At 75.8% G+C, this 11,754-nt stretch carries 7 protein-coding genes; 6 read left to right on the top strand and 1 reads right to left on the bottom strand.

Annotated features, from left to right (window positions below):
* Position 1 precedes the first annotated feature (1 nt).
* The gene (locus tag EDJALFJO_RS22000; RefSeq protein ID WP_369812569.1) at positions 2–766 is read right to left on the bottom strand and encodes a response regulator transcription factor; all 765 of its coding nucleotides are present in this window, start codon (positions 764–766) and stop codon (positions 2–4) included.
* Positions 767–936: 170 nt separating this feature from the next.
* Between EDJALFJO_RS22000 and EDJALFJO_RS21995 the strand changes: the two genes are divergently transcribed.
* The 6 genes from EDJALFJO_RS21995 to EDJALFJO_RS21970 all read left to right on the top strand — a co-directional run bounded on the left by EDJALFJO_RS21995 (position 937) and on the right by EDJALFJO_RS21970 (position 11,705).
* Complete coding sequence (locus EDJALFJO_RS21995; RefSeq protein WP_088288463.1) at positions 937–4,368, top strand: DUF2126 domain-containing protein; 3,432 nt, start codon at positions 937–939, stop codon at positions 4,366–4,368.
* Positions 4,365–7,106, top strand: coding sequence for a circularly permuted type 2 ATP-grasp protein (locus tag EDJALFJO_RS21990; protein WP_088288462.1), 2,742 nt, complete (start codon positions 4,365–4,367; stop codon positions 7,104–7,106). Before EDJALFJO_RS21995 ends, EDJALFJO_RS21990 begins: the two co-directional genes overlap by 4 nt.
* Positions 7,103–8,038, top strand: a complete 936-nt coding sequence (locus EDJALFJO_RS21985) for a transglutaminase family protein (protein ID WP_088288556.1) — start codon at positions 7,103–7,105, stop codon at positions 8,036–8,038. The genes EDJALFJO_RS21990 and EDJALFJO_RS21985 overlap by 4 nt, the downstream gene beginning before the upstream one ends.
* Complete coding sequence (locus EDJALFJO_RS21980; RefSeq protein ID WP_158220523.1) at positions 8,035–8,709, top strand: trans-aconitate 2-methyltransferase; 675 nt, start codon at positions 8,035–8,037, stop codon at positions 8,707–8,709. The genes EDJALFJO_RS21985 and EDJALFJO_RS21980 overlap by 4 nt, the downstream gene beginning before the upstream one ends.
* 160 nt (positions 8,710–8,869) lie before the next feature.
* The gene (locus tag EDJALFJO_RS21975; protein ID WP_088288460.1) at positions 8,870–10,546 is read left to right on the top strand and encodes a S8 family serine peptidase; all 1,677 of its coding nucleotides are present in this window, start codon (positions 8,870–8,872) and stop codon (positions 10,544–10,546) included.
* A gap of 73 nt (positions 10,547–10,619) precedes the next feature.
* Positions 10,620–11,705, top strand: a complete 1,086-nt coding sequence (locus EDJALFJO_RS21970; RefSeq protein WP_088288459.1) for a putative zinc-binding metallopeptidase — start codon at positions 10,620–10,622, stop codon at positions 11,703–11,705.
* Positions 11,706–11,754 lie beyond the last annotated feature (49 nt).

Raw genomic sequence — 11,754 nt, 5'->3', positions numbered from 1 at the left:
CTCACGCGTCCGCGGGCTCGGCGGGGCGCAGCACGTAGCCGGCCCCGCGCAGGGTGTGGATCATCGGCGCGCGGCCGACGTCGATCTTCTTGCGCAGGTAGGAGATGTAGAGCTCGACGACGTTGCCCTGGCCGCCGAAGTCGTAGTTCCAGACCCGGTCGAGGATCTGCGCCTTCGACAGCACCCGGCGCGGGTTGCGCATGAGGTAGCGCAGCAGCTCGAACTCGGTCGCGGTGAGCTGGATGCTCTCGCCGGCCCGGGTCACCTCGTGGCTGTCCTCGTCGAGGGCGAGGTCGCCGACGACGAGCAGGTTGTCGTCCGGGACGGCCGCGAGCGTCGTGCGGCGCAGCAGGCCGCGCAGCCGGGCCACGACCTCCTCGAGGCTGAACGGCTTGGTGACGTAGTCGTCGCCGCCCTCGCTGATCCCGGCGACCCGGTCCTCGACGGCGTCGCGCGCGGTGAGGAAGAGGACGGGCAGCCCGGCGTCGTCGGCGCGCAGCCGGCGCAGCACCTCGAAGCCGTCGAAGTCGGGGAGCATGACGTCGAGGACGACGGCGTCGGGGCGGAACTCGCGGGCGGTCCGGACGGCGGCGTTGCCCGCCGCGGCGGTCCGGACGTCGCAGCCCTCGTACCTGAGCGCCATGGACAGCAGCTCGGTGAGGGACGGCTCGTCGTCGACGACGAGGATGCGCACGGGCGTCCCGTCCACGCGGCGCATCGGACGGCGGCCGGGGCGGGTGGCGGTGGACGTACGGGGCTCGGTCATGGGACGAGCCTGACCTGGTCACCAGCAGGGAGCCTGGGCGCAACCTGGGAGCTTCCTGTGGACCCGTCCGTGCGCGGGCCCGGTAGCCTGCCACCATCCCCGAGCCCGTCCGACGGCGTACGGCAGACCTGGTGGATCCGCACGCCGCACGCCACGACGGGAGCCGCCCGATGACGATCCGCGTCGCACTCGAGCACCGCACGACGTACCGGTTCGACCGGCCGGTGACGGTCCACCCGCACGTGGTCCGGCTGCGCCCCGCGCCGCACTGCCGGACGCCGGTCACCGCGTACAGCCTGCGGGTCAGCCCGGGCGAGCACTTCCTCAACTGGCAGCAGGACGCCTTCGGCAACCACCTCGCGCGGCTCGTCTTCCCCGAGCGGACCCGCGAGCTCGAGGTCGTCGTCGACCTCGTCGCCGACATGACGGTCATCAACCCCTTCGACTTCTTCGTCGAGGACTACGCCGAGCGCTACCCGTTCGACTACCCCGCGGGGGTCAAGGCCGACCTCGAGCCGTACCTGCGCCGGGTCGCCGAGCCCGGTCCCGACGGGACGCCGGACGGCGCGGGCCCGGGCCCGCTCGTGCGGGCCTGGCTCGCGGACGCCGCCCCGGTGCCCGCGGAGGGCCGGCGGATCGTCGACTTCCTCGTCGACGTCAACCAGCGGCTCCAGCGCGACGTCGCGTACAGCGTCCGGATGGAGCCGGGCGTCCAGACCCCCGACCAGACCCTGCGCCTCGCGCTCGGCTCCTGCCGGGACAGCGCCTGGCTGCTCGTGAGCGTCCTGCGCGAGCTCGGGCTGGCCGCGCGGTTCGTCTCCGGCTACCTCGTCCAGCTCGCCCCGGACCTCGTGCCGCACCCGGACGACCCGCTCGGCGGCCCGGGCGGGCCGACGTCCGACTTCACCGACCTGCACGCGTGGACCGAGGTCTACGTCCCCGGCGCCGGCTGGGTCGGGCTCGACCCGACGTCCGGGCTGCTTGCGGGCGAGGGGCACATCCCGCTGTCCGCGACCCCGCACCCCGCGACGTCCGCGCCGATCACGGGCGCGATCGACCCGTGCGAGGTCTCGTTCGACTTCTCGAACACGGTGCGGCGGGTGCACGAGGACGTCCGGGTGACCCGGCCGTACACCGCGGCCCAGTGGGAGCGCATCGACGCCCTCGGCGACCGCGTCGACGGCCTGCTCGAGGTCGGCGACGTCCGGCTGACGATGGGCGGCGAGCCGACGTTCGTCGCGGTCGACGACATGGAGTCGCCGCAGTGGAACACCGACGCCGACGGTCCGCAGAAGCGGGCCCGTGCGGCGGACCTCGCGCAGCGGCTGCGCGGCCGCTGGGCCGCGGGCGGCGTCACCCACCACGGCCAGGGCAAGTGGTACCCGGGCGAGCCGCTGCCGCGGTGGGCGGTCCAGCTCACGTGGCGCCCGGACGGCGAGCCGCTGTGGCGCGACCCGGGCCTGCTCGACGACCCGTGGGGGCCGCCCGTCCCGGCCGTCGAGGACGAGGCGTCGTCCGCCGGGGTGGTCCGGGACCTCGCGGTCGCGATGGCCGCGCGCCTCGGCGTGCCGCGCGACCATGTCGCGCCGGCGTACGAGGACCTGCTCTCCGTGCTGCTCGACGAGGCCCGGCGCCCGGCGGGGCCGCCGCCCGAGGTCGACGCCGACCCCGACGACGAGGCGCTGCGCCGCCCCGACCGGCGGGCCGAGGTCGTCGGCACCTTCGACGTCGACCCCGGGGTGCCCGCGGGCTGGGTCGTGCCGCTCTTCCGCACCGAGGACGGCGAGGTGTGGGGGACGGCGCGCTGGCGGCCCCGCCGGCGGCACCTGTTCCTGCTGCCCGGCTCGAGCCCGCTGGGCCTGCGGCTGCCGCTCGACAGCATCGCCTGGGCGCCGCCGCCGGTGACCCCGGAGGCGGACCCGCTCGCACCCCGCGGCGCGCTGCCGACGGCGTACCCGCCGGGGGCGCACCCGGCCGGCAGCGGTGCGGGCGCCGACGTCCCGCCTGCCGAGGTCGTCGACATCGAGAAGGCGCCCCGGACGGCGCTCACCGTGCAGGAGCGCGACGGCCACGTCTTCGTGTTCCTGCCGCCGCTGGAGTCCCTCGACGACGGCCTCGACCTGCTCTCCCGGGTCGAGGCGGCCGCCCGCGAGGTCGGCGTGCCCGTCGTCCTCGAGGGCTACCCGCTGCCCGGCGACCCCCGGGTGCAGACCCTGTCCGTCACCCCGGACCCCGGCGTCATCGAGGTCAACGTCCAGCCGACCCGGTCCTGGCGCGAGCTCGTCGACCTCACGACGACGCTCTACGACGACGCGCGCGCCGTCCGGCTCGGCACCGAGAAGTTCGACCTCGACGGCGCCCACACCGGGACCGGGGGCGGCAACCACCTGACCCTCGGCGGACCCACGCCGGCCGACTCGCCGTTGCTGCGCCGGCCCGACCTGCTCCGCAGTCTCGTGACGTTCTGGCAGCACCACCCGGCGCTGTCGTACGTGTTCTCCGGGCGCTTCATCGGCCCGACGAGCCAGGCGCCGCGGGTCGACGAGGGCCGGCACGAGACGCTCTACGAGCTGGAGATCGCCTTCGGCGAGCTGAGCCGGATGCTCGCCGAGACCGACGACGACGGCGCCCCGGTCGAGCCGCGGCCGTGGCTCGTCGACCGGCTCCTGCGGCACCTGCTCACCGACATCACCGGCAACACGCACCGCGCCGAGTTCTGCATCGACAAGCTCTACAGCCCGGACTCGGCCCGCGGCCGGCTCGGGCTGCTCGAGCTGCGCGGCTTCGAGATGCCGCCGCACGCGCAGATGGCGCTCGTCCAGGCGCTCCTCGTGCGCTCGCTCGTCGCCCGGTTCTGGGAGACCCCGTACACCGGCCCGCTCGTGCGCTGGGCGCACCGGCTGCACGACCGGTTCCTGCTGCCGGCCTTCGCGGCCGCCGACCTCGCGGAGGTCACCGAGGACCTGCGGGCGCACGGGATCGCCTTCGAGGACTCCTGGCTCGAGCCGTTCCTCGAGTTCCGTTTCCCGCGGCTCGGCGAGGTGGACGTCGCGGGCGTGCACCTAGAGCTGCGGTACGCCGTCGAGCCGTGGCACGTCCTCGGCGAGGAGGCGACCGGCACCGGCACCGCGCGGTACGTCGACTCCTCGGTCGAGAAGGTCCAGGTCGCGGTGACCGGACTCGTCGAGGGCCGGCACGCCGTGACGTGCAACGGCGTCCCGGTGCCGCTCACGCCGACCGCGACGCCCGGCACGAGCGTCGGGGGCATCCGGTACCGGGCGTGGGCGCCGCCGTCCGCGCTGCACCCGACGATCGGCGTCCACTCCCCGCTCGTCGTCGACCTCGTGGACCTGTGGAACGGCCGCTCGCTCGGCGGCTTCACCTACCACGTCGTGCACCCCGGCGGCCGGTCCTACGACACCTACCCGGTCAACGCCGCGTCGGCCGAGGCGCGCCGCGCGGCCCGCTTCACGGCGACCGGCCACACCCCCGGACCGGTGGACGTCGCGGCCTGGCCGTCGTCCCGTGACCTGCTCGGACCCGCCGGAGGGGAGTACCCGTGCACGCTCGACCTGCGTCGAGCGGGCACCATGAAGCCATGACGGCACAGACCAGCGGGCCGGCGCCGTCCTCCCCGGAGGCCGGCGGCGCCGTCGCGGGCTACGTCGGGCACCGCGCCCGGGCGGCCCTCTTCGAGGTCCCCGGGACGGCGCCCGCGGCCGCCCCCGGCGGTGTCTCGCTCGACGAGCTCGTCGGGCCGGACGGCGCGGTCCGGGCCGCGAGCCGCGACCTCGCCGCGAGCGTCGACCTGCTCGGCACCGGCGGTCTGCTGACCCGGCGCGCCCAGGTGCGCCGGCTCGTCGAGGACGACGGCGTCACGTACGGCACGCCCGACGAGGCCCGCGACGGGCTGCGCGACACCGCGCGCCCGGTCCGGCGCTGGCAGCTCGACCCGCTGCCCGTCGTCCTCGACGCCGACGAGTGGGCGGCGCTCGCGCCCGGCGTCCGGCAGCGCGCCGAGCTGCTCGACGCCGTCCTCACCGACCTCTACGGGCCTCGGGTCCTGCTCCGCGAGGGGGTCGTCCCGGCGCAGGTCGTGCTGGCCCACCCGGGGTTCCTCCGGGTCGCCGACCAGGTGCGGGCGACGGCGTCCCGGAGCCTGTTCCTCACCGCGACCGACCTCGGGCGCGGTCCGGACGGCGTCTGGCGGGTGCTCGCGGACCGCACCCAGGCGCCGTCCGGCGCCGGCTACGCGATGGAGAACCGCCGCGTCGTCTCCCGGGTGCTGCCGGGCCTGTACCGGGACACCCCGCTCGAGCGGCTGCGCGCGTTCTTCCACACGGTGCGCGCCGCGCTCCAGGAGGCCGCCCCGGCCGGGGTCGAGGCGCCGCGCGTCGTCCTGCTCACGCCGGGCGCCGCGAGCGAGACGGCCTTCGACCAGGCGTTCCTCGCGACCCTGCTCGGCTACCCGCTCGTCGAGGGCCAGGACCTCACGGTCCGCGACGGCCGGGTCTGGATGCGCTCGGTCGGCCGGCTCGAGCCCGTCGACGTCGTCCTGCGCCGGGTCGACGCCTCGTGGTGCGACCCGCTCGAGCTGCGCCCGGACTCGCGGCTCGGGGTGCCCGGGCTGCTCGAGGCGGCCCGCAGCGGCGCCGTCTCCGTCGTCAACCCGCTCGGCGCCGGGGTCCTGGAGAACCCGGGCCTGGCGCCGTTCCTCGCCGCCGCGTGCCGCGTGCTCCTCGGCGGCGACCCGCTGCTCGAGTCGGTGCCGACGCTCTGGCTCGGGGACGACGCGGCCCGCCGGCACGTCCTGGCCGAGCTCGACCGCTACGTGCTCAAGCCGATCGGCCGCGGCGTCGGCCGCGCGAGCGTCTTCGGCTGGGAGCTCTCCGAGGCGGCCAAGGACGAGCAGCGCCGCCGCGTCGAGGCCGACCCGGGTGCCTGGTGCGCCCAGGAGCCGCTCGACATGAGCACCGCCCCGGTCGTCACGAGCCGCGGGCTGGAGGCCCGCCACCTCGTGCTGCGGACGTTCGCCGTCGCGCAGGGCGGGGAGTACCGGCTCATGGCCGGCGGGCTCGCCCGGGTCGCCGGCCGGGTCGGCAGCCGGTTCGTGTCGAGCTCGGACGGCGCGCTCGCCAAGGACGTCTGGGTGCTCAGCCCGGACGCGACGGGCAGCGGCGCCGGGGCGATCGCCGGGGTCGCCGACAGCCTCACCCTCGCGGCGCCGTCCCCGCTGGCACCCGCGCTCGCGCCGCGCGTCGCCGAGGACCTGTTCTGGCTCGGCCGCTACGCCGAGCGGGCCGAGGACACCGCGCGGCTGCTGCGTGTCGTCGACGACCTCGCCGAGGACCACGGCCGCCGGCCGGAGACGGTCGGCGGGCGGGCGCTCGCGGTGCTGCTCACGGCGACGACGCACGTGACGACGACGTACCCGGGCTTCGTCGCGCTCGACGAGGGCGCGACCCTCGAGCCGCCGCACGGCGAGCTGCTGCGGCTCGTCGTCGACGCGGCCCGGCCCGGCACCCTCGGGTTCGCCGTCCGGCGCACCGCGGAGGTCGCGCACGGGGTCCGCGAGCAGCTCTCCCTCGACACGTGGGTCGTCCTCGGGAGCATCGAGCGGGTCGTCGCGGAGCTGTCAGAGCACGCCGCCGCGGCCGCCCCGGGCGACGAGCCGCCGCTGCAGCCGACGCTGGCCCGGGTGCTCGAGGGCCTGCTCGCGTTCGCCGGCCTCGGCGCCGAGAGCATGGTCCGCGACACCGGCTGGTACTTCATGGACCTCGGCCGCCGGCTCGAGCGCGGACTCCAGCTCGTCAGCGTGCTCCGGGCGGCCCTGGCCCGTAGCCGCGGGGCCGCTGTCGACGCGCTCGTCCTGGAGTCGGTGCTCGTCGCCGGCGAGTCCGTCATCACCTTCCGCCGCCGGCACGCGGCCGGCGGCGCGGCGTACGGCGGAGCACCGGGGGGTGGACCGGGCGGGACCGGCGGCGGCTCGTCGGCCCACGTGGCCGGCGTCCTCGACCTGCTCCTGCTCGACCGGACGAACCCGCGGTCGCTGGTCTACCAGCTCGAACGGGCCGAGGCCGACCTGCGGCACCTGCCCGACCCGCCGCGCAACGCCGTCCTCGACACGGGCCTGCGGGCCGTCGGGGCCCGGCTGCGGGAGGCCGACCCGGCGGCGCTCGCCGCGACCGGGGCCGACGGGGCCCGCGCGGCGCTCAGCGACCTGCTCGACGCGCTCCTGCGGGAGGTCGCGGCGCTCTCGCGGGCCGTGGAGCAGGCGCACTTCGTCCACGCCGCGCCGCTGCGGCCGCTGCCCGTCGCGACCCCGGGGTGGCAGGCGTGAGGACCACGGACCGGGCCCGGACGACGCAGCGCACCTACGAGGTGCGGCACCGGACCCGCTACACGTACAGCGACGACGTCTCGTCGTCCTACGGCCGGGCCTACCTCGTGCCGCGCAGCGCCCCCGGCCAGACCTGCCTCGCGAGCCGGCTCGACGTCGAGCCCGCGGCGGCGGCGTCGAGCGAGAGCGTCGACTTCTACGGCAACCGGTCGGTGTACTTCGAGGTGCACACCCGGCACCGGGTGCTCGACGTGCTCGCGGTGAGCACCGTCGAGGTCGCCCGCGCCGTGCCCGACCTCGGCGCGCTCGACGACCGGTCCTGGGAGCAGGGCGTGCGGGACGTCGCGGCGTCGACCCTGCGGGCCGGTTCGGCCGGTGCGGTCGACGTCGAGGCGCGGGACATGCTCCTGGAGTCCCCGCAGGTCGGCCGCGGCGGGGACGCCGCGGCGTACGCGGCCGGGGTGTTCGTGCCGGGGCGGCCGCTCGGGGAGGCGCTCGGCGCGCTCGTGAGCACGATCCACCGCGACTTCACGTACAAGTCGGGGTCGACGAGCGTCTCGACGACCCTCGACGAGGTGCTCCGCAAGCGCGAGGGCGTCTGCCAGGACTTCGCCCACCTCGCCGTCGCGTGCCTGCGCGGCATCGGGCTGCCGGCCCGGTACGTCAGCGGCTACCTCGAGACCGAGCCGCCGCCGGGGAAGGCGAAGCTGCAGGGGGCGGACGCCTCGCACGCCTGGGTGTCCGTGCTCGTGCCGGACCTGGGCTGGGTCGACCTCGACCCGACGAACGACCAGGCCGCGGACAGCCGGTACGTCGTCACGGCGTGGGGCCGGGACTACACCGACGTCCCGCCGCTCAAGGGCGTCATCTTCACCGAGGCGACGAAGAGCACGCTGAAGGTCGAGGTCGACGTGGTGCGGGTGGACGGGTGAGCGACGAGCCGGTGACCGACGAGCCGGTGACCGACGAGCCGGTGACCGACGACGTGTGGGACGGCTACTACACGACGGTCTCGTCGCGGGAGCCGCGGGACACCCTCGTGAGCGCGCTCGCGGCGTTCGACGCGGACGACGCGCAGAACCCTTCCGGCGCAACGGGTCGGCACGCTGTGGACCTCGCGTGCGGCGACGGCACCGACACTCTCGCGCTGCTCGCGCGCGGCTGGTCGGTGACGGCCGTCGACGGCTCGCCGGCGTTCCCGGCGCACCTGCTGCCTCGGGTGCCGGCGGCGGCGCTCGACCGGGTCGAGATCCGGGTCGAGGACTTCCGGACGGCGGCCCTGCCGCCGTGCGACCTCGCGCACGCCGGCTTCGCGCTCTTCTTCTGCCCGCCCGAGGACTTCGACGCGCTGTGGCAGCGCGTCCGCGGCGCGCTGCGTCCGGGCGGCCGGGTCGCGTGCCACCTCCTCGGCCCCAAGGACACCTGGGCCACCGAGGGCCTCGGGGACGGCACCCGCACGACCTGGCAGGACCGGGCCGCGGTCGACGCGCTCCTCGACGGCCTCGTCGTCGAGCGGCTCGAGGAGACCGACGAGGACGGCTGGTCGTACGCGGGGGAGAAGCACTGGCACCTGTGGCGGGTGCTCGCGCGCCGTCCGGGCTGACCGCCGTCCGGGCCGACCGCCGTCCGGACCGACCGCCGTCCGGACCGTCCCGTCGACGGAGCGTGACGGCCCGCTGGGCCGGTGAGGCGACCCCGGTCAAGCGGCCCGCGGCCGGCGCCGATCTTCGTGGGGACGGCGGAGCCGGACGAGGGGACCACGGATGGGTGCGCGAGCAGGTCGCGCGGCGGTGCTGCTGTGCGCCGTCGCCGTCGTGGTGCCGGTCGTCGGCGGCGCGCCCGCGGCCGTGGCCGCGGTCCCGCCCGCCGCGCCGGCCGCGGTCGACTGGACCGTGACGACGGTCGACCCGGCGGGCCGCCCGAGCATCAGCCGGCTCACCGGGACGACCCCCGTGGAGGCCGCGGGCGTCGTCCGGACCCTGCGGTACGCGGGCTACCGGACGACCGTGGAACGCAGCGTGACGATCCGCCCGGCCGGGCTGTCGAACGACACCTGGCGCCCGGCGCAGTGGCACCTCACGAAGTACAAGGCGGAGTCGGTCTGGGCGAAGCACCCCGGCACGGGGGTCGTCGTCGCGGTCATCGACTCCGGTGTGGACCGGACCGTGACCGACTTCGCCGGGATCCTGCTGCCGGGCAAGGACTACTTCAACGCCGGCGGGGACGGCGGGGTCGACCTCATCGGGCACGGCACCGCGGTCGCGGGGTTCCTCGGGGCGAAGGCGAACAACGGGTCGGCCGGGGCCGGGCTGGCGCAGGGCGTGAAGATCCGGTCGTTCCGGGTGTTCGACCGGGGCAGCGGGAACGACGCGATCCTCGCGGCAGCCATCGTCGACGCCGTGGACTCCGGGGCTGACGTCATCAACATGTCGCTCGGCGGCCCAGGGCTGTCGACGGCGCTGCGGACGGCGCTCGACTACGCGATCGCGAAGGACGTCGTCCTCGTCGCCGCGGCGGGGAACGACGGCGAGAAGGGGTCCCCGGTCCACTACCCGGGGGCCTACCCCGGTGTCATCACCGTGGCAGCGACCGGGTTCGACGACACCGTGGCCCCGTTCTCCACCCGCTCCCCGCGGATGGACGTCGCGGCGCCGGGCTGGGACGTCACGTCCGTGGCCCCGAGGAACGGCCGTACCGACGGATCGGGCACGAGCTACGCCAGCCCGATCGTCGCGGCGACCGCCGCCCTGCTGCGCGCCCAGCACCCGGCGTGGAAGGCCGAGCAGGTCGCCAAGCAAATCACCTCGACCGCGTTCGACATCGGCGCCAAGGGGTTCGACGTCTCGTCGGGCTACGGGCTCCTCGACGTGCAGCGCGCCCTCGGGGACGGCTGCGGGCTGCCCTGCGCGCAGCCCGAGCCGGCCGGGCTGGTCGTCGCGGTGAAGGTCCCGGCGTACGTGCGCCGCGGCGGCCTCGTCACCGGCTTCGTCAGCGTCACGTACGACAAGCGGCCCGTCGGTGCGACGCCGGTCCGGCTGTGCGTGACGGACACCCGCAGGGTCTGCACCGCCGTCCGGACGAACGCCGCCGGCCGGGTGCCGCTGAGCCGCTTCATGACGAGCCCGACGCTGCGGGTCGAGGCGACCGCGGACGTGGCCGGTCAGTACGACGGCGACGTCGTCGACGTGCTCGACGGGCTCCAGGTGCGGGTGCGGGTGGTCTCGGGGCGCGTCCTCGTCGCCGCGCCGGAGGCGTCGGGGCAGACGGCGAGGCTCTGGCGGTGGGACGGCTCGGCCTGGGTCGACCACGGCATCAGGACGCTCTCCGCGGACCACGACGCGGTGTGGGCCGGGCTCGTCCGGCCGGCCTCCTACCGGCTCGACGTCGGCGCCGGCGGCGGGGCGCCGGCCCGCATCGTCAACCCGGTGTGGGTGCCCTGAGGCACCCTTGTGCGGGCCACCCCCGGGGCCGCTGGGCCTGCGGGGGTCCCGGCGGCGGGTAGCGTCGACGCTCGTGCGTGCCTTCTCCTGCGGTGTCTGCGGCAACCTTCTCGTCGCCGAGAACTCGGTGTGCGTTTCGTGCGGCACCGCCCAGGGGTTCTCGCCGGCGGTCATGCGGTTCGTGCCGGTGGACGTGGCGTCGGGGATGGCGTCGGGGAGCGCCGTGCAGTGCGCGAACCTCGCCGCGGCGGGGTGCAACTGGCTCGTCGACGACGGCCACGCCGGGCGGCTGTGCGTGTCGTGCCGGCTCACCCGGACCAGGCCGAACGACGAGGACGCCGCCGCCGTCGCCGTCTGGGCGTCGACCGAGTCGGCCAAGCGCCGGCTCGTCTACCAGCTCCTCGACCTCGGCCTCCCCGTCGTGCCGCGTTCGGACGACGCCCGCGGGCTCGCGTTCGACCTGCTGTCGAGCGCCCGGTCGCCCGTCGTCACCGGCCACGCGGACGGCGTCGTGACCATCGACCTCGCCGAGGGCCACGACGCGCACCGCGAGGCGATGCGGGTGCAGATGGGGGAGCCGTACCGCACGATGCTCGGCCACCTGCGGCACGAGGTCGGCCACTACTACTGGCAGGTGCTCGTCCGCGGCAACGGTCTCGTCGGCAACGGTCTCGCCGGAGGTCAGGGCCCGGCGTCCGAGAGCCCTGCGCTGCAACGGTTCCGGCACGTGTTCGGTGACGAGCGGTCCGACTACCGACAGGCTCTGCGGCGGCACTACGCCACGGGGCCGCCCCGCGGCTGGGCTGCCGGTCACGTCTCCGCCTACGCCACGGCCCATCCCTGGGAGGACTGGGCCGAGACCTTCGCGCACTACCTGCACATCCGCGACACGCTCCAGTCGGCCGCGGCCTACGGCATGGTCGTGACCGGCCCCGAGGAGCCCGGGCCGGGCGTGGACCTCGTCGCGCTGCCGCTCGAGGACGCCGCCGCCGGCGACACGATCGGGTCGGTCGTCGGGACGTGGCTGCCGTTGACGTACGCGTTGAACGCGGTGAACCGGAGCATGGGGAAGGGGGACCTGTACCCGTTCGTGCTGACGCCGCCGGTGATCTCGAAGCTGGGGGTCGTGCATGATCTCGTGGTCGGGGTTCGGGTCTAGGTTCTTGGTTCCTAGTTCCTTGTTCCGCTGGTGGTCGGGGGCTGGTGGG

Origin of the sequence: Kineosporia sp. A_224 (genome assembly GCF_002198655.1) — a bacterium.
Lineage (GTDB): Bacteria > Actinomycetota > Actinomycetes > Actinomycetales > Kineosporiaceae > R-H-3.
This window is presented reverse-complemented; position numbering and strand designations above follow the sequence as displayed.

Bases quoted from the DNA above. Each gene is read 5' to 3' on its own strand.
- EDJALFJO_RS21995 (WP_088288463.1), top strand. From the start codon at position 937: ATGACGATCCGCGTCGCACTCGAGCACCGCACGACGTACCGGTTCGAC.
- EDJALFJO_RS21975 (WP_088288460.1), top strand. From the start codon at position 8,870: ATGGGTGCGCGAGCAGGTCGCGCGGCGGTGCTGCTGTGCGCCGTCGCC.
- EDJALFJO_RS22000 (WP_369812569.1), bottom strand. From the start codon at position 766: ATGACCGAGCCCCGTACGTCCACCGCCACCCGCCCCGGCCGCCGTCCG.
- EDJALFJO_RS21990 (WP_088288462.1), top strand. From the start codon at position 4,365: ATGACGGCACAGACCAGCGGGCCGGCGCCGTCCTCCCCGGAGGCCGGC.